This is a genomic window from Pseudomonas sp. AC169 (genome assembly GCF_979258515.1).
The window spans coordinates 1983723-2008773 of the sequence record NZ_OZ409866.1 but is presented as its reverse complement, the minus strand read 5'-3'; the positions used below and the strand labels follow the sequence as shown (position 1 = coordinate 2008773).

The following is a 25051-nucleotide window of genomic DNA, read 5'->3' as shown; positions in this document are numbered from 1 at the left end:
GCATTCCAGTGTGGGAGCGAGCCTGCTCGCGAAGAGGCCATAACAAACAACGCAAAACCAACAAGCAATACCCGAGCACTCAACGCGCTGCCTGCCTGGGCAACGCGGTTCCATAAAAACAACAGCGAGGTGAAAGCATGTCTGGCAATCGTGGTGTGGTGTATCTCGGCGCTGGCAAGGTCGAAGTACAGAAAATCGACTATCCGAAAATGCAGGACCCGCGCGGTCGCAAGATCGAGCACGGGGTCATTCTCAAAGTGGTTTCCACCAACATCTGCGGCTCCGACCAGCACATGGTGCGCGGCCGTACCACGGCGCAGACCGGTCTGGTGCTGGGCCACGAGATCACCGGCGAGGTGATCGAAAAAGGCTCCGACGTCGAAAACCTGAAAATCGGTGATCTGGTTTCCGTACCGTTCAACGTGGCTTGCGGGCGCTGCCGTTCCTGCAAAGAGCAACACACCGGGGTCTGCCTGACCGTCAACCCGGCCCGTGCCGGCGGCGCTTACGGTTACGTCGACATGGGCGACTGGACCGGCGGCCAGGCCGAATACGTGCTGGTGCCGTACGCTGACTTCAACCTGCTGAAACTGCCGGATCGCGACAAGGCCATGGAGAAAATCCGCGACCTGACCTGCCTCTCCGACATCCTCCCGACCGGTTACCACGGCGCGGTCACTGCGGGCGTTGGCCCGGGCAGCACCGTTTACATCGCGGGCGCCGGGCCGGTCGGTCTGGCCGCTGCTGCCTCTGCGCGTTTGCTCGGTGCAGCGGTTGTGATCGTCGGCGACGTCAACACCATCCGCTTGGCTCACGCCAAGGCGCAGGGTTTCGAGATCGTCGATCTATCGAAAGATGCACCGCTGCACGAACAGATCGCCGCGTTGTTGGGCGAACCTGAAGTCGACTGCGCGGTGGACTGCGTCGGTTTCGAAGCTCGCGGTCACGGCCATGACGGAGCGAAATCGGAAGCACCGGCCACCGTACTCAACTCGCTGATGGGCGTGGTACGTGTTGCCGGCAAGATCGGTATTCCGGGCCTGTACGTCACCGAAGATCCGGGTGCGGTGGACGCCGCCGCGAAAATGGGCAGCCTGAGCATTCGCTTCGGTCTGGGCTGGGCCAAGTCGCACAGCTTCCACACTGGCCAGACGCCAGTGATGAAGTACAACCGTCAGCTGATGCAGGCGATCATGTGGGATCGCATCAACATCGCCGAAGTGGTGGGCGTGCAAGTGATCAGCCTCGATCAGGCGCCGGAAGGTTACGGCGAGTTTGATGCGGGTGTGCCGAAGAAGTTTGTGATTGATCCGCATAAGTTGTTTAGTGCGGCGTAACGCTTAAGCGCGATGCAAAACGGCGACTTCAGGGTCGCCGTTTTTTTGTTGCAAGCCCAGGTCAAAAGCTACCCTCACCCCAGCCCTCTCCCGGAGGGAGAGGGGGCCGACCGAGGTGTCTTGCGTCGTATATCGACCTGAAAGATCGAGTCGACTATGGATTCAACGCAAGTCTTTCAAGTCGGTTATTGCGCAAATATCCCACGGTCAGTCCCCTCTCCCTCTGGGAGAGGGCTAGGGTGAGGGGCTTTGCTTCAAAGGGCTGCCAAAGCACCCTGATAAAGAACCGGCCCAGTCGGTTGCCCGGTCGGCGAACCACCTTTCGGTTCCAGGCTCACTGCCAGTGCAATCGGTTTGCCGATCAAGGCTTTTTGCGCCTCACTCAACTCAACCTTGCCTTTGCCCCCCGCCGGAATGACCCCAAGCGAGATCGGTTTGCCATCAGCCGGAATCGCCCACAGCTCCAGACTGCGATCCGAATCAACCGCCGCCAGCGTCAGCGGCTCGACCTGCAGATAATCCGCATGTGCCTCGACCTTCAGCGCCGGTTGCGCATCGCCGGTCAACAGGGTGGCGCGGTAGCGGGCGTCGTCACGGTTGTAGAGCGAGCCGAGGAACACCAGCACCACGATCGAACACAGCGCAGCGGTAATCCTTAGCCAGTTCCAGAACGGCCGCTTCTCAGGCACATGAAGCACTTGGGGTTCGATCCGCGCGGTAATGCCTTGCCACACTCGGTCGGGCACGGGATGTTCCGGCAGCGTTTCGGTGAGAGAGGCGAGGCTTTCCTGCCATTGCGCCAGTTCAGCCCTTAATGCCGCGTCGTCCAGCAGCAATTGCTCAAACCGCCGACGCGCAGCCGATGACATCAAGCCAATCGCATAATCGGCAGCCAGAGCGCGGCGCAGGGCAGGGGTCTGGTAGTTCATGATTCAAGGCACCGCCGCAGGCGTTCCATACCTCGGCGGATCCACGACTTGACCGTGCCCAGCGGCGTGGCCAAGTGTTCGGCGAGTTGCGTGCACGACAATCCCTGAAAATAGGCCACGGTGATCGATTGGCGCTGCATGCCGTCGAGAGTTTCCAGGCAGCGGTTCAGCGCGTGCGCTTCGCGGGCGCTCTTCAACTGATCATGCGCCGAAGGACTTTCGTCCGGCAAAGCATCCCGCTCAAGATCGGTCAGCGGCCGGTCGCGGTGTTTGCGCAATTGATCAATGGCATGATTGCGCGTGATGTTGATCATCCACGTCAGCGGTGCCGACAGGTGCGCTTCGTAGCGCGAGGCGTTGTTCCAGATGCGCACGAAGCTTTCCTGCAACACTTCCTCGGCCAGATCCGCACGCCCCATAAAACGCAGGGCCACGCCATGCAGGCGCGGGCCGACGCTGCGATAGAGCGTTTCGAAGGCGCGACGATCACCCAGTGAACACTGGGCCAACAGCTGTCGCAACTGATCGGTGTCGGCGGTGGAAATAACGACTCTCCAGGCAAAGGTCGAGCGACGAGGGCTGGGCTCGGACTGTTCACAGGCTAGTTCAGCGACAGCGGTTGTGCCATTCATCGCGAGGGTGTCCGGGATTTCACGTTTTATATACGCAAGCCGGATGAAAATGGATGCGCCGCGCCGGAACATGCCCGCAGATACCCGGTCAAACCGGCAGTTTCGCTGCCCGTTCAACGGGTGGTTTTCACAGCGCAAGAGGATGTCTGAATGAAGATTTCACGCGGTATTGCTTTGGCTTCACTGATGACCCTTGCGGCCAGCCCGGTGTTCGCCGGTTTCAGCCTCGACGATGTGACCAAGGCTGCTTCGAGCATGCAGGGCGGCAACGCGGCCACAGCCGCCGCACCGACTTCGGAAACCGCCGGTCTGCTGCAAGCGGTCACCGGTCTGGGCGTTACGCCGCAGCAAGCCGTCGGCGGCACCAGCGCCATGTTGGGGCTGGCAAAGAACCAATTGAGCAGCACCGATTATTCGCAGTTGGCCAAAGAAGTGCCGGGTATCGATAAGTTATCGGGCGGTAGCGGCAACCTGGCGGCGTTGAGCGGATTGCTCGGTCAGTCCGGCAAATCCGCCGGTCTGGAAAACGCACTGGGCAACGTCAAGGACACCAATGACCTGAACAATGCCTTCGGCGCATTGGGCATGGACAGCGGCATGGTCGGCCAGTTCGCCCCGGTGCTGCTCAAGTATCTGGGTGATCAAGGCGTCGGCGGCCCGCTGCTGCAAAGCTTGGGCAGCATCTGGGGCACCGGCACCGGTAGCTGATTCAGCGGCGCTCGCTGCGCAGTTCGGCGATGCGCTGATCCTTCTCGTTCCAGAGCTGGTTGACCCAACTCTGGACCGTCTGGCGAAACGCCGGATCATTCTCGTAATCGCCCTGCCACAGTGCCGGGTCGAGTTCACGGGTCTGGATGTCGATGATCACGCGTGGCACGTTGCCGCTGATCAAATCCCAGAACCCCGGGATTTTCGCCTGTGGATACACAACCGTGACGTCGAGAATCGCATCCAGCTGTTCACCCATCGCCGCCAACACAAACGCCACGCCGCCGGCCTTGGGCTTGAGCAAGTGGTTGAACGGTGATTGCTGCGCAGCACTTTTGGCGGTGGTGTAGCGCGTACCTTCCAGATAATTCACCACGGTCACCGGCTGCCGCTTGAACAGCTCGCAGGCCTGTTTGGTGATTTCCAGATCCTTGCCGGCCAGCTCAGGGTTTTTCGCCAGAAACGCCTTGGTGTAGCGCTTCATGAACGGGTAATCCAGCGCCCACCACGCCAGGCCGAGAAACGGCACCCAGATCAGTTCTTTCTTGAGGAAGAATTTGAAGAACGGCGTGCGCCGGTTGAGCGTCTGGATCAGCGCCGGGATATCGACCCACGACTGGTGATTGCTGACCACCAGATACGAGGTGTCGCCGCGCAAATCTTCGCCACCGCGAATGTCCCATTGGGTGGGGATACACAGGCGGAAAATCAGTTTGTCGATTTCGGCCCAGGTTTCGGCGATCCACATCACCGCCCCCGATGCATAGTCGCGCCAGCGGCCCGGAGCCACCAGTTTGAGCAGGGCAAAGACCAGCAACGGCCCGATCAGGATCAGGGTGTTGAGCAACAGCAGCAGGGTGACGAAACAGCCGGTGAGCAGGCGGCGCATAAGCAACTCTTTGCAAACGGATGGGCGCGCCATGATAAGCAGCTTCGCGCGGCAGGCCAAATCGGTGGTGACGAATGTTTCACTTTAGTCGCGTTAACCTGATCGTTCCCACGCTCTGCGTGGTAACGCCGCCAGGGACGCAGAGCGTCACTGGATGCATGCCCATGCAGAGCGTGGGAACGATCAAGCGCGCAACGGTCTAAAATCCCGTTGCCCAACCTCTCAAGGAAGCCCCTTACGTGAAATCCCTCCTTGCACTGTTTGCCCTCGTCGCCCTGCCGGTCATGGCCGCCGAGCCGACCCTGTACGGGCGCTACGAATACATCGCGCTGCCGGAAATCGGCGGTGAAGTGCTCAAGGCCAAGATGGACACCGGCGCGCTGACCGCCTCGCTGTCGGCCAAGGACATCGAAACCTTCACCCGCGATGGCGATGAATGGGTACGGTTCCGCCTCGCCACCAAGGACGCCAGCAACAAGGTCTACGAACACAAGGTCGCGCGCATCAGCAAGATCAAAAGCCGTTCGGACGAAGAGGATGAGGGCGAAAGCACCGAAGTCGCCAAGCGCCCGGTGGTCGATCTGGAGCTGTGCCTGGGCAACGTCAAGCGTACCGTTGAGGTCAACCTGACCGACCGCAGTAACTTCAACTACCCGCTGCTGATCGGCGCCAAAGCCTTGCGCGAGTTCGGCGCTGCGGTAAATCCGGCGCGGCGCTTCACGGCCGACAAGCCGGACTGCTAAGTGGTCTCATTGACGTAAGGTCAGGCTTGGGGCACCGTTCGCGCACTCAACCACGGGCTCGGACGCCATGCCTCATATCCTGATTGTCGAAGACGAAGCGGCGATTGCCGACACGCTGATTTTTGCCTTGCAGGGCGAGGGCTTCGTCACCACGTGGCTGAGCCTTGGCGTGGCGGCGCTGGAGCATCAGCGTCAGACGCCGGCCGATCTGATCATCCTCGACATCGGCCTGCCGGACATCAGCGGTTTCGAAACCTGCAAACAACTGCGGCGCTTCAGCGAAGTGCCAGTGCTGTTCCTCAGTGCTCGCGATGCCGAGATTGATCGTGTGGTGGGGCTGGAGATCGGCGCCGACGACTACGTGGTCAAGCCGTTCAGCCCGCGTGAAGTCGCGGCGCGAGTGAAGGCAATCCTTAAACGAATGGCACCGCGTCCTGTGATTGAAGGCACTTCAGCGCTGTTCCGTATCGATCCTGAACGGATTCAAATCATTTATCGCGGCCAGACGCTAAGCCTGACCCGCCACGAATTTCGCCTGCTGCAGTGCCTGCTCGAACAACCCGAGCGCGTGTTCAGCCGCGAGCAATTGCTCGATGCGCTGGGCGTCGCCGCCGACGCCGGCTACGAGCGCAGCATCGACAGCCATATCAAAAGCGTGCGCGCTAAATTGCGTCTGGTGCTTGCCGACGCCGAGCCGATCCAGACCCATCGCGGCCTCGGTTACAGCTACAGCCCGGGGCACAGCTGATGTCACTGGGGCTGCGGATCTTTCTGGTGTACGTGCTGTTTGTCGGCCTCACCGGTTATTTCGTGCTCAACACGGTGATGGAGGAAATCCGCCCCGGCGTGCGCCAGTCCACCGAAGAAACCCTGGTCGATACCGCTAATTTGATGGCAGAAATCCTGCGCGATGATTTCAAGGCCGGCACCCTCAGCGAGAACCGCTGGCCGGAGTTGCTGCGTGCTTACGGCGAGCGCCAGCCGCAAGCAACTATTTGGGGCTTACCGAAAAATCAGGTCAACCATCGCATCTACGTGACTGACGCCAAAGGTGTCGTCGTGCTCGATTCCAGTGGTGTCGCGGTCGGGCAGGATTACTCGCGCTGGAACGACGTCTACCTGACCTTGCGCGGCGAGTACGGTGCGCGCTCCAGTCGCAGCGATCCGGGTGACCCAACATCTTCAGTCATGCACGTCGGCGCGCCGATCCGCGACAACGGCCAGATCATCGGCGTGGTCACCGTGGCCAAGCCCAACAGCTCATTGCAGCCGTATGTCGATCGCACTGAACGGCGCTTGCTGTTTTACGGAGCAGGTCTGATCGGCCTCGGCCTGCTCTTTGGCGCATTGCTGTCGTGGTGGCTGAGCCGCGCGCTGCACCGTTTGACCGGTTATGCCCAAGCGGTCAGCGAAGGCCGGCGGGTAGAAGTGCCGCATTACCGTGGCGGTGAACTGGAACAGCTCGCCACAGCGGTTGAGCAGATGCGCACGCAACTGGAAGGCAAGGCCTACGTCGAGCGCTATGTGCACACGCTGACCCATGAACTGAAAAGTCCTCTGGCGGCGATTCGTGGTGCAGCGGAGTTGCTGCAAGGCGACATGCCGCCGGTTCAGCGCCTGCGCTTTGTCGGCAACATCGACAGTGAAAGTGCGCGGATGCAGCAGTTGATCGAGCGCTTGCTGAACCTGGCGCAAGTGGAGCAACGGCAGGGCCTTGAAGAGCGGGTCGCTGTGCCGTTGACGGTCTTGATCGATGAGTTATTGCAAGGTCAAGCGGCGCGGATTGAAGGTAAGCAGTTGCGCATCGAACAGACCATTGCTGCGGATCTGCTGTTGATTGGCGAGCCGTTTCTGCTGCGTCAGGCGTTGGGTAACTTGCTGGAAAATGCGCTGGATTTCACGCCGATTCAGGGGCTGCTGCGTTTCAGTGCCGAGCGGGTTGGTGAGCAGATCGAATTTCGATTGTTCAATGAGACGGCGGCAATTCCCGATTATGCTTTACCGCGTTTGACCGAGCGCTTCTACTCATTGCCGCGCCCGGACAGTGGACGCAAAAGCACGGGGTTGGGGCTTAACTTCGTTGAAGAGGTGGTCAAGTTGCATGGTGGGTCGATGCGGATCCGCAATGTCGAGAACGGTGTGGAAGTGACAATGCGCTTGCCTTGATACCGAGGCGCGGCCTTCGCGAGCAGGCTCGCTCCCACAGGGGATTTGTGAACACGCAGATCCAATGTGGGAGCGAGCCTGCTCGCGAAGGGGCCAGTGAAGTCTCCACACAATCTCCATACTCCCCCCACATTTCCCTCATACAGCACCAGCAGACTCTGCCCATCCAAACAGGGAGAGTCCCATGAACAAGAATCTGACGATAAAGCTCGGCGCCATCGCCGTGCTGATCCTGCTGTTGCTGATCCCGCTGCTGATGATCGACGGCGTCATCGACGACCGCCAACAACTGCGTGACGGCGTGCTCGAAGACATTGCCCGCAGCTCCAGCTACAGCCAGCAACTCAGCGGGCCGGTGATGGTGGTGCCGTATCGCAAAGTGATTCACAACTGGAAAACCAACGACAAAACCAGCCAGCGCTACGACGAGCCGAGCGAAGAGCGCGGGCGTTTGTACTTCCTGCCGGAGCGTTTCGAGCTCGACGGTCAGGTGCAGACCGAACTGCGTGCGCGGGGCATTTATGAGGCGCGGCTGTTCCATGCCGATAACCGCATCAACGGCCACTTCTCATTGCCGGCGCAGTTGGGCATCAAAGAGGACTTCACGGATTATCAGTTTGATGCACCGTTTCTTGCGGTGGGAATCAGCGACATTCGCGGCATCGAAAATGCGCTGAAACTGGAACTCGACGGCCAGCGTCTGGACTTCGTGCCGGGCACCCAGGTCGGCTGGCTCGGCGAGGGTGTGCGGGTAACGCTGCCGCTGCTCGACACCAGCAAATCCACGGAACTGAGCTTCGGTTTCGACCTGCGCCTGCAAGGCACCGGTTCATTGCAAGTGCTGCCGGTGGGCAAGAGCAGCAGTGTCAGCCTTACCGCCAATTGGCCGCATCCGAGTTTCATCGGCAACTTCCTGCCGGGCAAACGTGAGATCAACGATCAAGGTTTCAGCGCCGATTGGCAGACCACTTTTTTCTCCACCAACCTGCAAGACGCCATGAGTCGTTGCGTGAGCAGCAATGATTGCGAGGCATTCAATGGTCGCAGCTTCGGCGTGAGTTTCATCGACCCGGTGGATCAGTATCTGAAAAGCGATCGGGCGATCAAATATGCCTTGCTGTTCATCGTCCTGACATTCGCCGGTTTCTTCCTGTTCGAAGTGCTCAAGAGCCTGGCCGTGCACCCGGTGCAATATGCATTGGTGGGCGTGGCGCTGGCGTTCTTTTATCTGTTGCTGCTGTCGCTGTCGGAGCACATCGGTTTTGCCCTGGCGTATCTGTTGTCGGCCAGCGGTTGTGTGTTGTTGATCGGGTTTTATGTCTGCCATGTGCTGCGCAATGTGCGCCACGGTTTGAGCTTTTCGGCGGGGCTGGCGGCGTTGTATGGCCTGCTTTATGGACTGCTGAGCGCTGAGGATTACGCGTTGCTGATGGGCTCGTTGTTGCTGTTCGGTTTGCTCGGTGTGTTTATGGTGCTGACGCGCAAACTGGACTGGTACGGGATCGGGCAGAAGCCGGCCAAGCCGTTGGAGTTTGATGTGGGGGCGATGCAATGAGCGGGTTGCGTGAAGATAAGCGGGAGGTAAAGGTTTTGGTGACTCTGATTTTTGCAGCGCTGCCGCCGGAACCGAGTTGGTGCATTCGCGAGCAGGCTCGCTCCCACAGGATGGGTGTTGAAACAGAGTTCTCTGCCACACCCAAAACCAATGTGGGAGCGAGCCTGCTCGCGAAGAGGCCGGACCAGGCGTCGCCGATTTAAGGCTTGGGCATCGTGGCGATCATGGATGGTCGCTGACTCACTTCAAAAAACCAGTTGGCCAATTCCGGGTTGGCGTCACGCCAGCCCAGATCCGGGAAACGCAGGTCGAGGTAACCCAGCGCACACGCGACGCTGATGGCGGCCACATCGAAATGGCTGGTCAGCTCGGCAATGGCATCTTTTTCCAGCACCGCGAGGGCACGGCGGATCTTGTCGCGCTGAGCTTCGAGCCATTCGTCCCAATGTTTTTCCGGAGCACGCAGGACCATTTCATAACGCACCATCACCGACGCATCCATGATCCCGTCGGCCATCGAGGCGAGGGTCAGGCGACGCCAGCGGGCCGCGCCTTCGCGCGGGATCAGCGGATTGCCGACGTGTTGCTGGTCGAGGTATTCAAGAATGACGCGGCTGTCATGGATGACATTGCCGTCGGCCAGACGCAGCGCGGGGATTTTACCCAGCGGATTATCAGCGTTGAGCTCGGCGCTCGGGCTGACCGGGCTGAGCACGCAATCTTGCAACGCGACGCGATCCTGCTGACCGGTCTCGTGCAGCAACACCATCACTTTGCGCACGAACGGGGAGAGCGTGTTGTGGTACAGGGTCATGCTGGGGGCGGACATTGGCAAACCTCGGTGATCGTCGAAGAGCAGGAGGTTAGCCTAGCCAGATGCGGCGAGGCTGGCGAGGAATTGATGGTGTAATTGTTGCCGCCTTCGTCGGAACGCCGCCCGGAGCAAGCTCGCTCCCACAGGGGTACGCATTTCAAATGTGGGAGCGAGCTTGCTCGCGAAGGGGCCATGCCAGGCAACACAGATTTCACCCGCGCTGCAACAATCCTTTTATGGCCAGAACCGCTGGCACGCCGAGCCCAACCCAACTCAACGCATCCCAAATCCCATCCCCCAACAACGCCGCAAACAACCCCGCCGCACTGAGCAACGCAATCACGAACGGCGTGCTGAACACCTTCCAGAAATTCGACTGACGCGGCTTCATGCAGACGCCTCCGCCGTTTCCAGCACAGGCTTCGCCGCTTTGCGCCGCACCACCCACAAATACACGCCACTGGCGAGGACGATGATGGTCAGCACATCGAGCGCGGCCCAGAGGATTTTCATCGGCATGCCGCCGTAGTCACCAAAGTGCAGCGGCTGCGACATGCCCATGGCGTCCATGTACCAAGGCCGTTCGGCCACGGCGGTGACTTGCAATGTCGTGGCATCGATCAGCACCGGCGTCAGCAGATGCGAAGTCAGGTGCGTGCCACCCTTCATGAACACCGAGTAATGGTGCTCGCTGGAAAAGCGTGTGCCGGGGAACGCGATGAAGTCCGGCTTCATGCCCGGTGCCACTTCGGCGGCGATGTCGAGCAAACGCGTGGCCGGCGCCAGGTGCGTCAGCGGTGGCGCATCGCGGTAAGGTTCGATCAGCGCAGTCAGTGCTTCATTGCGCCAAGCGGCGATCAGCAGGTCGGCGCAGGCGCTGATCACGCCGGTCACACCCACCACCAATGCCCAGGTCAGAGTGACCACGCCGATCAGGTTATGCAGGTCGAGCCAGCGCAACCTTGTCGACTTGTCCTGGCGTACGGTGCCGAACTTCAAACGACGCATGAACGGCAGGTACAGCACCGTCCCGGACACGATGGCCACGACAAACAGCAGCCCCATGAACGCCAGCAGCAACTTGCCCGGCAACCCGGCGAACATGTCGACGTGCAGGCGCAGGATGAACAGCATCAAACCGCCGTTGGCTGAAGGCGTTTCCAGCGCTTCACCGGTGCGTGCGTCGAGCATGAAGGTGTGCGACGAGTTCGGTTCAGTGCCGGCGGTTTTTGCCATGATCGCAAACGCTGCGTTCGGGTCTTCGTCGTCATAGCCGAAATACTGCATGACTTCACCCGGTCGATGTTTCTGCGCGGCATCCACCAGTTGCTGCAGATTGAGTTGCGGCGTGTCGGCCGGCATCTCGCGCAACTCTGGGGCATCACCGATCAGGTGGTCGATTTCATGGCTGAAAATCAACGGCAAACCGGTCAGTGCCAGCATCAGCAAAAACACGGTGCAGACCAGGCTGGTCCAGGTGTGGATGAACGACCAGCGGCGGATTGTTTTACTTTTCATTTCATGACCTTCTAAAACACCAAAGCCGTCCACAAGGGACGGCCTGGTCACAGGGCCTGTTTAAGCTCAGTTGCCTACCACTTGTAAGTGGCACTGGCGACGACGCTGCGCTGGTCGCCGTAGTAGCAATAGAAACCGTCGCAGGTGGAAATGTAGTCCTTGTCGAACAGGTTGGTGGCGTTAAGTGCCAGCGACGCGCCTTTGAGGCTGTTGTCCAGGCGGCCGAGGTCGTAATGCACGCTCGCGTCGAACACGGTGTAGGCGTCGGCCTTGCCCAGCCAGGTGTTGGCCTTGTCGCCGTAGGTGTTGCCGGTGTAACGCACGCCACCGCCGATGCCGAAGCCGTCGAGTACGCCGGCGTGCCAGGTGTAATCGGTCCACAGCGAGGCTTGCTGGTTTGGCATCAGTTGCAGGCGATTGCCCTTGTCGACGCCTTTCTGCACTTCGGATTTGGCCAGGGTGTAGGCGGCAATGACTTTCAGGTTGTCGGTCACGTCGGAGACTGCTTCCAGCTCCAGGCCTTTGACTTTCACTTCGCCGGTCTGGCTGGTGATGGTCACGTTGTTGACGATGCTGTTGACCGAGACGTTCTTCTGCGTCAGGTCATACACCGCCGCGCTGAGCAGGGTTTTGCTGCCCGGTGGCTGGTACTTGATGCCCAGTTCCCACTGCTTGCCTTCGGTCGGCTTGAGCGAGTCGGTGGCGGTGGCATCGGCGCCAGCAGTCGGCTGGAAGGATTCGGCGTACGACAAGTACGGCACGAAGCCCGAGTCGAACACGTAGCTGATCGCCGCGTTGCCGCTGAACGCCTTGTCACGCTGGGTGTTGGTGGCGTCGTCCTTGTTGAAGAATTTGGTGCTGGTGTGCACCCAGTCTTCGCGCCCGCCCAGGGTCAGACGCCATTGGTCCAGAGCCATTTGGTCCTGCACGTAAAGGCCGGTCTGGGTGGTCTTCTGGTTGTAATCGTAAAACGCGCTGGAGCGCGGTGGACGAACGATGGTCTGGCCGTAGATCGGGTTGTTGACGTTGATCTCCGGCGCGCTGCCGAAAATTGAGGTGTAGTTGTCGTTGCTGCGCTGATGGTCGAGACCCAGCAGCAGGGTATGACGGATGTCGCCTGTGGCGAAGTCGGCCTGGAAATTGTTGTCCACGGCGAATTGGCTGATGTCCTCATCGACGTTGGTGGTGCCCCGACCGACGTTGCCCTGATCATCCACGGTGAAACCGGCGAACGACGGGTTGTAGCTGTTGACGGTGACCGTCTGGAACGCCAGATCCGACTTGGTGTAACGCAGGTTCTGCTTGAACTGCCAGACATCGTTCAGGCGATGTTCGAAGGCGTAACCGAGCGCGTAGTAGGTGCGGTCGTAGAAGTCGTAGTCAGGATCACCGAGGTTCTTGTGGTGGGAGATCTTGCCGAAGGGCATGTCGATCTTGGTGCCCTGGATCGGATAGAACTGGCTGGTGACACCGGTATCGTCACGGGTGAACTGCGTGAGCAGGGTCAGCTTGGTGTCGTCGTCGATGTTCCAGGTCAGGCTCGGCGCGATGTTGTAGCGCTTGTTTTCGATATGGTCGATCTGCGTATCGCTGTCGCGCACCACGCCGCTGATGCCATACAGGAACTGGCCCGCTTCATCGATCTTGCCGGTGCTGGCGAAGTTGATCTGGCGGTGATTGTCGCTGCCGTACTGCAACTGGATTTCGCTGCTGGCTTCGGCGCTTGGACGACGGCTGACCATGTCCAGCAGGCCGCCCGGCGGGGTCTGGCCGTACACCGAAGAAGCCGGACCGCGCAGCAAGGCGAGGCGGTCGAGGTTCCAGGTTTCCGGTTTCGGGTTGGCGTAGATACCGCGTGGCAGTGCCAGGCCGTCGAGGTACTGGGTCGGTTCGAAACCCCGTACGCGCAGCCAGTCGATGCGGGTGTCGCTGCCGTAGCTGCTGGCGGTGATGCCGGGCATGTAGCGCACGGCGTCGTCGAGGCTGTGCACGCCACGATCTTCCATTTGCTGACGGGTCGCCACAGAGATCGAACGCGGCGCTTCGACCAATGCGGTGTCGGTCTTGGTGCCGGCGGCGGTGCGCGTGGCGGTGTAGCCTTCGACCGGGCCCCAGGCGCTTTCGTAATTTTCCACGCCGATGACCGAAGTTTCCGGCAATGCCATTACCCCTTCAGGCACGGCAACCAGGGTGTAGGTGCCGGTGCTGCTTTGCTCCAGTTGCAGACCGCTGCCACGCAGTGCCGCGCGCAAGGCACCGGCCGCGTCGTACTGGCCGTTGACCGGCGCCGAGGTCTTGCCTGCCGCCAGCGACGGATTAAGCGACAGCGCGATGCCGCCCTGGCTGGCGATCTGGTTCAGGGTGGTCGACAGTGGCGCCGCCGGCAGGTTGTAGGCGCGCACGCTGGACGCTTGTTCAGCGGCGAGCAACGGACTGCTGATCAGCGGCGCGCTGAGCGCGATGGCGACAGCCAGCAGACTGGGGCGCAACAAGGTGTCTAGCGAACGGGACATACGGCGGCTCCTGAATGGAAATATTTCTCAATTGCCTGTGTGCCGGATGAAACTCGAAAAGTGATAGGGCGGGATGAAAATAATTTCTATTAGCCGGAAAACAGCCACATTTCTGCGGGGTTGATCGTTCCCATGCTCCGCGTGGGAATGCCTCAATGGACGCTCTGCGTCCGCTTCGACAGGGACGCAGAGCGTCCCGGGCTGCATTCCCACGCAGAGCGTGGGAACGATCAGGTCAAGGGGAGGAGGGCTCGGCCTTCGCGACAGTGACCCAATACGGCGTATGCCGCTCGATCTGCACCGGCAGGGTCGGCAGCAGCGCGCTCAGGGCCTTGTCGGTGTCGTGCAGCGGGAAACTGCCGGTAATGCGCAGATCCGCCACTTCCGGCGCCACGCCCAAGTGCCCACGGCGATAACGCCCCAGTTCATGCACCAGATCGCCCAATCGCGCGTTATCCACCACCAGCATGCCGCGCGTCCAGGCATCCGCGCCGGGATTGAGCGCGACAATCGAGCCCAGCCCGTCACTGCGCAGCAGCACTTGCTGGCCTTCATGGAGGATTTGCTCTTCAGGATTCGATTGCGTGTGCGCCGCGACCGCCGACTGCAACACACTCAGGCGCGTGCCTGCTTCTTCACGCTTGACCAGAAACCGCGTACCCAAGGCGCGCATGCTGCCTTCACGGGTTTCAACGATGAACGGGCGTGCATCGCCATGCCCTGTCTCGACGAGAATTTCGCCTTCCTGCAACACGATCAATCGACGCTTGTCATCGAAACGCACGTCCACCGCACTGTGGGTATTAAGATTCAGCACGGTGCCGTCCGCCAGGCGCACGGTGCGCTGCTCACCGGTCGCGGTGCGTTGATCGGCGAGCCAGTAATCCAGCGGAAGAAACCGTTCGCTGGCGAACAACCCCAGCCCCACGATCACCACGACGCTGGCCAGACCACTGCCAAGTTTGCGCACGCGGCGGCGAATGCCCTCGCGCGATTGCAGCAAGGCACTGCGGGCCGGCCCTTTGGCCGCACTGAAACGCTGATCGAGCATGCCCAATTGCCGCCAGGCACGGGCGTGTTCTTCATGGGCCGCGTGCCATTTGGCGAACTCCTCGCGCTCCAGCGGACTGCTCGAGTCGAGGGTCAGTTGCCAGGCAATCGCCGCGTCCAGCACATGGGCCGGTACCGGTCCGGAATTGGTCGGGCTCACGTCGGCTCACCGTACAGCGCGATGTAGCACTGACGAATGCCTTGCGCCAGATACTGGCGCACTCGCGGCACCGAGACACCGAGCTTGGCGGCGATCTCGGCATGGCCGAGGCCATCGAGGCGGTTATAAAGGAAAGCGGCGCGGGCCTTGGTCGACAGTTTACCGAGCAAGCGGTCGATGGCTTTGAGGTCTTCCAGGATCATTTGCTGTTCTTCCACCGACGGTTGTTCGCCTTCGGGGATCAGCATCAGTTCGGTGAGGTAGGCCTGTTCCAGCGCAGCGCGGCGGAAGTAGTCGAACAGCAGACCTTTGGCGATCGCCACCAGAAAGGCGCGCGGTTCGCGGGGTGTCGGCATTTCGTCGCGACCGAGCAGACGAACGAAAGTGTCCTGGCTCAGGTCTTCGGCACGTTGCGGACACGCCACATTGCGCCGCAGCCATGCCAGCAGCCAACCACGATGGTCGCGATACATCGCACCGACGAGCTCACTGTTAGGGCTTGGGACTGACGACACCGGACATCACCGATTGGGAAATGTTAACTAACGCGAATTGTTCGCGATTGTGGCAGAGGTGGGAATGGTTAGCAATTGGCCACTGGTCAGGTGGGGCGTTTAAAGGCAGACCCTCACCCTAGCCCTCTCCCGGGGGGAGAGGGGACTGACCGAGGTGAATGTTCGAGATACACCGACCTGAAATTCTTCGGTCGAACTCCGGGGTCGACAACATGAAGATCTGCTCCCTTCCCCCTCGCCCCCTTGGGGGAGAGGGCTGGGGTGAGGGGGATGGATCTTGGACTTGACTCAATTTCAGAACGAAGGCGCCTGCTGCCGCCGCTTCCACTGACTCAACCGCTGCTGCAAATTCAGCGGACTATGAATCTGCTGCCCCCGCGCCCGGCTGAACAGAATCAGTGCCAACTCCGCCGTCGCCAGCGCATCGGCACTCGCGTTATGCCGTTCGAACACCTCAAGCTTGAACCAGTCGATCCACTCATCCAGTCCGGCCTCACGAATCTGCGCCTGTGGACACACCAGCGGCGCGATATCCGCCACATCAAGAAACACCTGCTGCAACTTGTGCCCCAGATGCTCCTTTAATGCGCGGCCCAGCATGTGCTGATCAAACGGCGCATGAAACGCCAGCACCGGGCTGTCACCAATAAACTCCATGAGATCGAGCAACGCCTCGGCCGGCTCACTGCCCGCCGCAATCGCATTTGGCCCCAAGCCATGAATCAACACGCTGGGGCTGAGCTTCAATTCCCGGCATTGCAGCGTTCGCTCGAACTGCTGACTGAAATCGATCGCGCCGTCCTCGATCACCACCGCGCCAATCGACAGCACGCGATCCTTGTTCAGGTTGAGTCCGGTGGTTTCCAGATCCAGCACCACCCAGCGCTGTTCGCGCAACGTGCATTCGCGCAGTTCGGTAATCGTCGGCAACTGGGCCAGACGCTGTTGCAACTCCGCTGGCACTACCGGACTGGCCGGGCGCAGCCACGAGAACAGGCTCATAGCTGATACCGCAAGGTCAGGCTGCTTTGCAGGCGCTGAGCCTGGCGCAGGGATTCACGCAGGATGCGGCGGTCGAGGTGATTGAGGCTGTCGGGATCGACGCGGTTGGAGTACGGCAGATTCTCGCGGGTCTGCAACTGATGCTGCTGCATGCGCGTCTGCTGAATGAAGTGATAGGCCTCTTCATACGCGGCGCCGTCCAGCCGTTCGATCACTTCTTTATCGACCAACTGACGGAAGCGTTCGAGGGTGTTGTTGGCGTCGATGCCGTTGGCCAATGCGAGCAAGCGTGCGCCATCCACAAATGGCGTCAGGCCTTGAACCTTGAGATCCAGCGTGGCTTTCTCGCCGTTCTTGCGTGCCAGCACGAACTCACGGAAACGCCCCACCGGTGGACGATTGCGCAAGGCGTTCTCGGCCATCATGCGCTGGAACAAACGGTTGTCGCCGACCTGCTCAAGAATGCCTCGACGCAGTTGCTCGCAGCTTGCTTCCTCGCCCCAGACCACGCGCAGATCGAAATAGATACTCGAGCCGAGCAGGTTTTCTGGCGTCGCCTCACGAATAAAGGCCGCAAAGCGCCGAGCCCACTCCGCCCGCGACAAACACAGCTCAGGATTGCCGGCCATGATGTTGCCCTTGCACAAAGTGAAGCCACACAGCGCCAGGCTGTGGTTGATCTGCTGGGCGATCGGCAGCAGCTTGCCGCGAATCTCCGCTGCATGTGCGGCGTCCCGTGCGTCGAACAGAATGCCGTTGTCCTGATCGGTGTGCAGCGTTTGCTCGCGGCGGCCTTCGCTGCCGAAACACAGCCAGCTGAACGGCACACCGGGGTCGCCTTTTTCGGCGAGGGTCAGTTCGATCACCCGGCACACGGTGTGGTCGTTGAGCAGGGTGATGATGTGGGTGATCTGCGTCGAGGACGCGCCGTGGGCGAGCATGCGCTCGACCAGTTGGCCGATTTCGCCGCGCAGGCTGACCAGTTGTTCGACGCGCTGGGCGCTGCGGATGGTCCGGGCCAGATGCACCAGATCGACCCGTTGTAGCGAAAACAGATCGCGTTCGGAAACCACGCCGCACAGTCGCTGATCCTTGACCAGACAGACGTGGGCGATGTGCCGTTCGGTCATGGCAATCGCTGCATCGAACGCGCTGTGATCCGGCGAAAGATAAAAGGGCGAAGGCGTCATGTGGCGCTCGATGGCTTGGTTGAAATCACCGACACCGGCGGCCACCACATGCCGCAGATCGCGCAGGGTGAAAATCCCCAGCGGGGCCTTGTGTTCATCCACCGCGACGATGCTGCCGACCTGTTGTTCGTGCATCAGCTTCACTGCTTCACGCAATGGCGTGTCGGGGCTGCACGTCACCGGGTGACGCATCGCCAGTTCGCCCAGGCGGGTGTTCAGCGAGTACTGCGTGCCGAGGGTTTCCACGGCTTTCTGCTGCACTTGCTGGTTGACCTGATCGAGCAGACTGCTGACCCCGCGCAAGGCGAAATCACGGAAAGCGTTGGAGAGGGCGAACAGCTTGATGAACGCCAGTTTGTTCAGTTGCAGGCAGAACGTATCTTCGCCGGCCAGGTGTTCGGTGCGCGTCGCGCGTTCGCCGAGCAACGCGGCCAGTGGAAAGCATTCACCGGTGGTGATCTCAAACGTGGTCTCGGTGCCAGGCTTGGTGATGTGCTGACGTTCGCCGACCACCCGACCTTGCTTGACGATATGGAAGTGTTCGACCGGGCCGTCGGCGGGTTTGATGATGCTCTCGCCCTGGCCGTAGAAACGCAGCTGACATTGCTCCACCAGATAAGCCAGGTGGGCGTGTTCCATCTGATTGAAGGGCGGGAAGCGCTGGAGGAATTGCAGAGTGCCCTGAATGTTCTGCAATACCGCGGTTTTCCCTGCCTGGGTGAAGGCGTCCGCTTTACTCATAACCATTACCGCAGTCTTTTTCGAATTGTTGTTGTCGGATCGTTCTGACCATGGTCGACCCCTGCGGGCGGGGTGCCCATTGGACGTAAGTCTAGGTTTTGCCACCATTGGCGCAGTTTCGGAGATGCCCTACGCAAACAGTCGGAAATTCCCTGTATTACCCCCTTGGAAAAAAATCCGACGAAGTGCACATTGAAGCTCTGCCCCGCGATGTCTGACCACTTGCCAAGGGATTGTTTTGAACATTTAGAGAACGCCATGTCCGACCACGATATTTTGAGCGATGCCGAGCGAGAAGCGCTCAGTGCAGTCATGCTCGAACCTGATCTGCCGCCGCAGCGTGTGTTGATCGTTGATGACGACAAGGACGCCCGTGAACTGTTGTCGGAGATTCTCGCGTTGGACGGCATTCGTTGCCTGACCGCAGCCAGTGGTGAAACGGCGTTGAAGATGCTTGAAGAAAAGCCTTCGATTGGTTTGGTAATTACTGATCTGCGTATGGGCAATGTCGGTGGGCTGGATCTGATTCGTCAGGTACGCGAGTCAGTGCGGGCGGCGCTGCCGATCATCATTGTTTCCGGCGATGCCGATGTGAAGGACGCAATCGCGGCGATGCATTTGAGCGTGGTGGATTTTCTGCTCAAGCCGATTGATACGGGCAAGTTGTTGGCGCTGGTGAAACATGAATTAGGCATCGAGCCTTAAAAGCCCCTCACCCTAGCCCTCTCCCGGAGGGAGAGGGGACTGACCGAGGTGGATGTTCGAGGTACACCGACCTGAGATTCCTCGGTCGAACTCAGGTTTTGAAAAGCACCAATATCTGCTCCCTTGCCCCTCAACCCTTGGCAATTCCTGAGCCGAACTCAGATTTTGAAAAGCACAGAGATCGGCTCCCTTTCCCCCTCTACCCCTTGGGGGAGAGGGCTGGGGTGAGGGGGATCGATCTCAAGCCCACCACAAATACCAGCCCACACCACACAAACAAAAAAGCCCTGATCTTTCGATCAGGGCTTTTTCATGTCCGGCATTCAGCGCAAGTTACAGGCCGTTGGCCTTCTTGAACTCGCGACGACGACGGTGCAGAACCGGTTCGGTATAACCGTTCGGCTGCTTGGTGCCTTCAACCACCAGTTCGACCGCCGCCTGGAAGGCGATGTTGCTGTCGAAGTTCGGGGCCAGCGGATGGTACAGCGGGTCGTTGGCGTTCTGACGATCCACCACCGGCGCCATGCGCTTGAGGCTTTCCATCACTTGCGCTTCGGTGACCACACCGTGGCGCAGCCAGTTGGCGATGTGCTGGCTGGAGATACGCAGCGTGGCACGGTCTTCCATCAGGCCGACGTCATTGATGTCCGGTACTTTCGAGCAGCCGACGCCCTGGTCGATCCAGCGCACCACGTAACCGAGAATGCCCTGGGCATTGTTGTCCAGTTCGTTCTTGATCTGCTCTGGCGTCCAGTTCGGGTTGACCGCCAGCGGGATGGTCAGGATGTCGTCGACCGAAGCGCGAGCGCGTTTGGCCAGTTCGGCCTGACGGGCGAACACGTCGACCTTGTGGTAGTGCAGCGCGTGCAGTGCAGCAGCAGTCGGCGACGGCACCCAAGCGGTGTTGGCGCCGGCCAGCGGGTGAGCGATTTTCTGCTCGAGCATCGCGGCCATCAGGTCGGGCATCGCCCACATGCCTTTACCGATTTGCGCGCGACCTTGCAGGCCGGTGCTCAGACCGATATCGACGTTCCAGTTTTCGTAAGCGCCGATCCACTTCTCAGCTTTCATGTCGGCCTTGCGCACAACCGGGCCGGCTTCCATGGAGGTGTGGATTTCGTCGCCGGTGCGGTCGAGGAAACCGGTGTTGATGAATACCACGCGCTCGCTGGCCGCCTTGATGCAGGCCTTGAGGTTGACCGTGGTGCGGCGCTCCTCGTCCATGATCCCGACTTTCAGGGTATTGCGCGTAAGGCCCAGTACGTCTTCGATGCGACCGAACAGCTCGTTGGTGAACGCTGCTTCTTCCGGGCCGTGCATCTTCGGTTTAACGATGTAGACGGAACCGGTGCGCGTGTTGCGACGCGAGGTGTTGCCGTTGAGGTTGTGCATCGCCGCGAGGCAAGTGACCAGACCGTCGAGGATGCCTTCCGGCACTTCGTTACCGTCTTTGTCGAGGATCGCGTCGATGGTCATCAGGTGACCAACGTTACGCACGAACAACAGCGAACGACCGTGCAGCGTCACTTCACCGCCATTTGGCGCGGCGTAGGTGCGATCCGGGTTCATGGTGCGGGTGAAGGTCTGGCCGCCCTTGGACACGGATTCCGACAGGTCGCCCTTCATCAGGCCGAGCCAGTTGCGGTAGATCACCACTTTGTCGTCAGCATCGACGGCGGCCACGGAGTCTTCGCAGTCCATGATGGTGGTCAGCGCCGCTTCCATCAGGATGTCTTTGACGCCGGCCGGGTCGGTCTGGCCAACCGGGGTGGTGGCGTCGACCTGGATTTCGAAATGCAGACCGTTGTGTTTCAGCAGGATCGCGATTGGCGCGCTGGCGTCGCCCTGGAAACCGATCAGTTGTGCATCGTCGCGCAGGCCAGTGTTGCTGCCGCCCTTGAGGGTGACCACGAGTTTGCCGTCGGCGATTTTGTAGCCGGTCGAATCGACGTGGGAGCCAGCCGCCAATGGCGCGGCTTCGTCGAGAAACGCGCGGGCGAAGGCGATGACTTTGTCGCCACGCACCTTGTTGTAGCCTTTGCCTTTTTCCGCGCCACCTTCTTCGCTGATCGCGTCGGTGCCGTAAAGGGCGTCATACAGCGAACCCCAGCGGGCGTTCGAAGCATTGAGAGCGAAGCGAGCGTTCATCACCGGCACAACGAGTTGCGGGCCGGCGGTACGGGCGATTTCATCATCGACGTTTTGCGTCGTTGCCTGGAAATCAGCCGCTTCTGGCAGCAGATAACCGATTTCTTGCAGGAAGGCTTTGTAGGCCACGGCGTCGTGCGCCTGACCGTTGCGTTCCTGATGCCAGGCGTCAATACGAGCCTGGAAGTCATCGCGTTTGGCGAGTAGGGCTTTGTTCTTCGGCGCCAGGTCATGAATGACCTTGTCGGCACCTTCCCAGAATTTTTCGGCGGTGAGGCCGGTACCGGGAATGGCTTCGTTGTTCACGAAGTCGAACAGGACTTTGGCGACCTGCAGGCCACCGACTTGAACGTGTTCAGTCATTGCTTGCCTCACTCTGCTCAGCTATTTCGCTTTTCAGCTCTTCAATTTTGACAATGAAGCCTCTGGCCATTTAAACCACAAACCTGCGGACCAGTACATGCCATTGCTGGCGGCTGGGCTGGGACCAATCAACGGCTTGGGGCCTTGCTGACGGGGCTTTCAGGGTTGCGAACAGGCCTTGGGCAGACATCGATTCAGCGTTATGTAGTGCGCGCTGCGGCATACTACATGATGAGTTGCGCTTGTGAAAATCAGACTAATTACGTCGTTCTGCGACCTCATGTCGCATTGCGGTCACATCGCGGAACGGGATGTTCTCAAAAAACCATTGGATTGTTCCAGCTAAATATAAAAAGTTGTACACATAAATGCTATTTGGCTGCTATGGCGCCGGTTTATGTGGGAGCGAGCCTGCTCGCGAAAGCGTCGGTCGCCTCAACGGAAAATCGACCCTTGCCTATACTTGCCCTTCTATAACAAAAGTCATGACAAGAGGGCGACGCCATGGACCATCTCGTACTCACCGTTTTCGCTCCGGACAAGCCCGGGCAGGTCGAGCGCATCGCCCAATGCATCGCCGAACACGGCGGTAACTGGCTGGAAAGCCGCATGTCGCGGATGGCCGGGCAGTTTGCCGGGATTCTTCGGGTGGGGGTGCCGGCGGAGGCTTACGACGAATTAGTCGATTCCCTACAAGCATTGTCGACGCATGGCATTCGCGTACTGATCGCTGAAAGCGGTATCGAACAATCGTGCACCTGGAAACCGATCGCCATGGAATTGGTGGGCAATGACCGGCCGGGGATCGTCCGCGACATCACCCGGTTGTTGAGCGAGCAGGGTGTGAACCTGGAAAGGCTGATCACGGAAGTGCGTCCGGCGCCGATGAGCAGTGAGCCGCTGTTTCACGCCGAGGCGATTCTTGCAGTGCCACTGACCTTGTCGCTCGACGTTTTGCAGTCGCGTCTGGAAACCCTGGCTGACGATCTGATGGTGGAACTGGTGTTACGCACAGACGTTTAAGCGCCGATCAGGTTATCCAGTTTAAACGTGCACCTGCCTGTGGATAACCTGTAGAGACACCCCGCAACGCGAGGCCCGCCGTGGCTTTGCAGCAGGTGATCAAAAAACCGCCAACATTCAGTGACTTGCACACAAACGGCGGGGATCACGCTGTGGATAACCTTGGGAAGGAACGATGCAGGCCACGAGAACCGTGGCCTGTGAAGGTTTGTGCGTTTTTTGATCAGCTGCGCCGACGCAAACTGATCACTGCATCGACGCTGTAAACCGCCAGACCCGCCCAGATAAAGATGAACGCGATCAGCGTGCTCGACGACAAGTGCTCGCCAAACAGCAACACCGCTTGCAACAGCACCAGGGTCGGCGCCAGGTATTGCAGGAAACCGATCGTGGTGTAGGGCAAGTGGCGCGTGGCGGCGTTGAAGCACACCAGCGGCACCAACGTGACCGGTCCGGCGGCTACCAGCCACCAGGCTTGCGAAGTCGTCCAGAACTCAGGCTGAGCGCTGGTTGCGGTCTGGTTGAACAGCAGCCAGGCGATGGCAATCGGCACCAGCATCCAGGTTTCCACCACCAGCCCCGGCAACGCCTTGACCGGCGCCTGTTTGCGAATCAGACCGTAAAAGCCGAACGTCAACGCCAGCACCAGCGACACCCACGGCAGATTGCCGACCTGCCACACCTGCTGCGCCACGCCCACCGCCGCCAGGCCGACTGCGAGCCACTGCATGCGGCGCAGGCGTTCGCCGAGAATCATCATTCCCAACAACACGTTGACCAACGGGTTGATGTAGTAACCGAGGCTCGCTTCGAGCATGCGCCCGTTGTTCACTGACCACACATAGGTCAGCCAGTTGGCCGCGATCAACGTGCCGCTCAGCGCAAGAATCGCCAAGCGTTTGGGATTGTCGAGCAGTTCACGCCACCAGCCCGGGTGTTTCCACACCATCAGGAGCAGCGCACCGAACAGCGCCGACCACAACACCCGGTGAATGATGATCTCGACCGCCGGAACCTCGGCGATGGCTTTGAAGTAGATCGGGAACAGGCCCCAGATGATGTAGGCACTCAGGCCCAGAATGTACCCGCGACGCGGGTTGGCGGCTTGCATGCAGAATCCTTGCTCAGGCAGCTGACAAAGGGGGGATTGTAAGGAGCTTGTATAGATGTGTCGTGTCAGAAAGCGAAAAGATCGCAGCCTTCGGCAGCTCCTACAGGGATATGCATTCCAAGGTAGGAGCTGCCGAAGGCTGCGATCTTTTGATCTTTGATTTTGATCAGAAGAGTTTCAGTGGCTCTTCATTCAGCGCCGACAGTTGCTCACGCAACGCCAACACCTGATCGCCCCAATAACGCTCGGTGCCGAACCACGGAAAGCTGTGCGGGAACGCCGGGTCATCCCAGCGCCGAGCGAGCCAGGCGCTGTAGTGCATCAGGCGCAGGGCGCGCAGCGGTTCGATCAGCGCCAGCTCACGCGGATCGAAATCGTGAAACTCGTTGTAGCCATCCATCAATTCCGACAACTGCCCCAGACATTCCTGACGATCACCGGCGAGCATCATCCAGATGTCCTGCACCGCCGGGCCCATGCGGCAGTCGTCGAGGTCAACGATGTGGAACATCTCGTCGCGGCACATCATGTTGCCGGGGTGGCAGTCGCCGTGCATGCGGATGTTCTGGTGCGGCGTGTTGGCGTAGGCATCTTCCACGCGCTTGAGCAGGTCGCGGGCGACGGACTCGTAGGCCGGCAGCAGGCTTTTCGGAATGAAGTTGCCTTCGAGCAACGTGTTCAGCGAGGCGTGGCCGAAGTTCCGCACGGCGAGGGCTTCACGGTGTTCGAAGGGCTTGGTCGCGCCGACCGCATGAATGCGCCCGAGCAACTGGCCGAGGCGATACAGCTGATCAAGATTACCCGGCTCCGGCGCGCGACCGCCGCGACGCGGGAACAGGGTGAAGCGGAAACCAGCGTGTTCGTGCAGGGTTTCGCCGTTGTGGATCAGCGGCGCCACCACCGGGATTTCGACGTCGGCCAGCTCAAAGGTGAACTTGTGTTCTTCGAGAATGGCTTCGTTGGTCCAGCGCTGCGGGCGGTAGAACTTGGCGATCAGCGGCTCGGAGTCTTCGATGCCGACCTGATAGACGCGGTTTTCGTAGCTGTTGAGCGCCAGAATGCGCGCATCACTGAGGAAGCCGATGCTTTCAACGGCATCGAGCACGAGGTCGGGTGTGAGGGTTTCAAACGGGTGGGCCATGCTGACTCCTGCGCGCAGCAGGCTGCCGCGTCCGGCCCAGCATGGTAGCGCAGATGGCAGGCAGTGAGGGGGTTGGTGTCTGGGCGGGCCTCTTCGCG

Annotated in this window: 22 protein-coding genes; 8 read left to right on the top strand and 14 right to left on the bottom strand. The window is 60.1% G+C overall.

Translation table 11 applies throughout. The annotated features are described in order from the left end of the window. Positions 1-137: 137 nt before the first annotated feature. Entirely contained in the window at positions 138-1337 is a 1200-nt protein-coding gene (fdhA, locus tag ACZZ0G_RS09165) for a formaldehyde dehydrogenase, glutathione-independent (RefSeq protein WP_463555950.1), read from the top strand. 254 nt (positions 1338-1591) lie between these two features. Here fdhA and ACZZ0G_RS09160 read toward each other — a convergent pair whose 3' ends face one another. After that, positions 1592-2266, bottom strand: coding sequence for an anti-sigma factor (locus ACZZ0G_RS09160; protein ID WP_463555949.1), 675 nt, complete (start codon positions 2264-2266; stop codon positions 1592-1594). Next, positions 2263-2898 carry a sigma-70 family RNA polymerase sigma factor gene (locus ACZZ0G_RS09155; protein ID WP_463555948.1) on the bottom strand — a complete coding sequence of 212 codons (636 nt, stop codon included), beginning with the start codon at positions 2896-2898 and terminating at the stop codon, positions 2263-2265. Before ACZZ0G_RS09155 ends, ACZZ0G_RS09160 begins: the two co-directional genes overlap by 4 nt. 150 nt (positions 2899-3048) lie before the next feature. Between ACZZ0G_RS09155 and ACZZ0G_RS09150 the strand changes: the two genes are divergently transcribed. Then, a complete protein-coding gene (locus ACZZ0G_RS09150; protein ID WP_463555947.1) occupies positions 3049-3606 on the top strand; it encodes a DUF2780 domain-containing protein in 558 nt (185 codons plus the stop codon). Between the two features lies 1 nt (position 3607). Here ACZZ0G_RS09150 and ACZZ0G_RS09145 read toward each other — a convergent pair whose 3' ends face one another. Then, entirely contained in the window at positions 3608-4495 is an 888-nt protein-coding gene (locus tag ACZZ0G_RS09145; RefSeq protein ID WP_463555946.1) for an acyltransferase, read from the bottom strand. Positions 4496-4734: 239 nt separating this feature from the next. Here ACZZ0G_RS09145 and rloA2 point away from each other — a divergent pair, with 239 nt between their 5' ends. The 4 genes from rloA2 to creD all read left to right on the top strand — a co-directional run bounded on the left by rloA2 (position 4735) and on the right by creD (position 8959). Further along, positions 4735-5238, top strand: coding sequence for a retropepsin-like aspartic peptidase RloA2 (rloA2, locus tag ACZZ0G_RS09140; RefSeq protein ID WP_095050277.1), 504 nt, complete (start codon positions 4735-4737; stop codon positions 5236-5238). Positions 5239-5305: 67 nt separating this feature from the next. Further along, a complete protein-coding gene (creB, locus tag ACZZ0G_RS09135; RefSeq protein ID WP_463555945.1) occupies positions 5306-5986 on the top strand; it encodes a two-component system response regulator CreB in 681 nt (226 codons plus the stop codon). Continuing rightward, positions 5986-7404 (top strand): two-component system sensor histidine kinase CreC, encoded by a 1419-nt coding sequence (gene creC / locus ACZZ0G_RS09130; protein WP_463555944.1) that lies wholly within the window; start codon positions 5986-5988, stop codon positions 7402-7404. The genes creB and creC overlap by 1 nt, the downstream gene beginning before the upstream one ends. Before the next feature lie 184 nt (positions 7405-7588). Further along, complete coding sequence (gene creD / locus ACZZ0G_RS09125; protein WP_463555943.1) at positions 7589-8959, top strand: cell envelope integrity protein CreD; 1371 nt, start codon at positions 7589-7591, stop codon at positions 8957-8959. Positions 8960-9158: 199 nt separating this feature from the next. Here creD and ACZZ0G_RS09120 read toward each other — a convergent pair whose 3' ends face one another. From ACZZ0G_RS09120 to ACZZ0G_RS09085, 8 genes are all read right to left on the bottom strand, one after another. Further along, positions 9159-9788 (bottom strand): glutathione S-transferase, encoded by a 630-nt coding sequence (locus tag ACZZ0G_RS09120; RefSeq protein WP_463555942.1) that lies wholly within the window; start codon positions 9786-9788, stop codon positions 9159-9161. Positions 9789-9984: 196 nt separating this feature from the next. Next, positions 9985-10164: a hypothetical protein gene (locus ACZZ0G_RS09115; protein ID WP_463555941.1), complete on the bottom strand. Its 180-nt coding sequence runs from the start codon at positions 10162-10164 to the stop codon at positions 9985-9987. Then, positions 10161-11291 carry a PepSY-associated TM helix domain-containing protein gene (locus ACZZ0G_RS09110; RefSeq protein ID WP_463555940.1) on the bottom strand — a complete coding sequence of 377 codons (1131 nt, stop codon included), beginning with the start codon at positions 11289-11291 and terminating at the stop codon, positions 10161-10163. The genes ACZZ0G_RS09115 and ACZZ0G_RS09110 overlap by 4 nt, the downstream gene beginning before the upstream one ends. Before the next feature lie 74 nt (positions 11292-11365). Further along, the gene (locus ACZZ0G_RS09105) at positions 11366-13804 is read right to left on the bottom strand and encodes a TonB-dependent siderophore receptor (RefSeq protein WP_463555939.1); all 2439 of its coding nucleotides are present in this window, start codon (positions 13802-13804) and stop codon (positions 11366-11368) included. Between the two features lie 235 nt (positions 13805-14039). Continuing rightward, the gene (locus ACZZ0G_RS09100) at positions 14040-15014 is read right to left on the bottom strand and encodes a FecR domain-containing protein (RefSeq protein ID WP_463555938.1); all 975 of its coding nucleotides are present in this window, start codon (positions 15012-15014) and stop codon (positions 14040-14042) included. After that, positions 15011-15487, bottom strand: coding sequence for an RNA polymerase sigma factor (locus ACZZ0G_RS09095; RefSeq protein ID WP_463555937.1), 477 nt, complete (start codon positions 15485-15487; stop codon positions 15011-15013). The genes ACZZ0G_RS09100 and ACZZ0G_RS09095 overlap by 4 nt, the downstream gene beginning before the upstream one ends. Before the next feature lie 336 nt (positions 15488-15823). Further along, positions 15824-16531, bottom strand: a complete 708-nt coding sequence (locus ACZZ0G_RS09090; protein ID WP_463555936.1) for a 3'-5' exonuclease — start codon at positions 16529-16531, stop codon at positions 15824-15826. Further along, positions 16528-18462, bottom strand: a complete 1935-nt coding sequence (locus ACZZ0G_RS09085; protein ID WP_463555935.1) for a putative nucleotidyltransferase substrate binding domain-containing protein — start codon at positions 18460-18462, stop codon at positions 16528-16530. Before ACZZ0G_RS09085 ends, ACZZ0G_RS09090 begins: the two co-directional genes overlap by 4 nt. A 258-nt stretch (positions 18463-18720) precedes the next feature. Between ACZZ0G_RS09085 and ACZZ0G_RS09080 the strand changes: the two genes are divergently transcribed. Further along, on the top strand, positions 18721-19167 hold the full coding sequence (locus ACZZ0G_RS09080) for a response regulator (protein ID WP_463555934.1): 447 nt from the start codon (positions 18721-18723) through the stop codon (positions 19165-19167). Positions 19168-19500: 333 nt separating this feature from the next. Here ACZZ0G_RS09080 and ACZZ0G_RS09075 read toward each other — a convergent pair whose 3' ends face one another. Next, positions 19501-21678 carry a malate synthase G gene (locus ACZZ0G_RS09075; protein WP_463555933.1) on the bottom strand — a complete coding sequence of 726 codons (2178 nt, stop codon included), beginning with the start codon at positions 21676-21678 and terminating at the stop codon, positions 19501-19503. 504 nt (positions 21679-22182) lie between these two features. Between ACZZ0G_RS09075 and ACZZ0G_RS09070 the strand changes: the two genes are divergently transcribed. Beyond that, positions 22183-22701, top strand: a complete 519-nt coding sequence (locus ACZZ0G_RS09070) for a glycine cleavage system transcriptional repressor (RefSeq protein WP_463398548.1) — start codon at positions 22183-22185, stop codon at positions 22699-22701. 223 nt (positions 22702-22924) lie between these two features. Here ACZZ0G_RS09070 and rarD read toward each other — a convergent pair whose 3' ends face one another. Both rarD and ACZZ0G_RS09060 read right to left on the bottom strand, forming a co-directional pair. After that, positions 22925-23812: an EamA family transporter RarD gene (gene rarD, locus ACZZ0G_RS09065; protein ID WP_463555932.1), complete on the bottom strand. Its 888-nt coding sequence runs from the start codon at positions 23810-23812 to the stop codon at positions 22925-22927. Positions 23813-23978: 166 nt separating this feature from the next. Then, positions 23979-24953 (bottom strand): serine/threonine protein kinase, encoded by a 975-nt coding sequence (locus tag ACZZ0G_RS09060; RefSeq protein ID WP_463555931.1) that lies wholly within the window; start codon positions 24951-24953, stop codon positions 23979-23981. Positions 24954-25051: the final 98 nt, after the last annotated feature.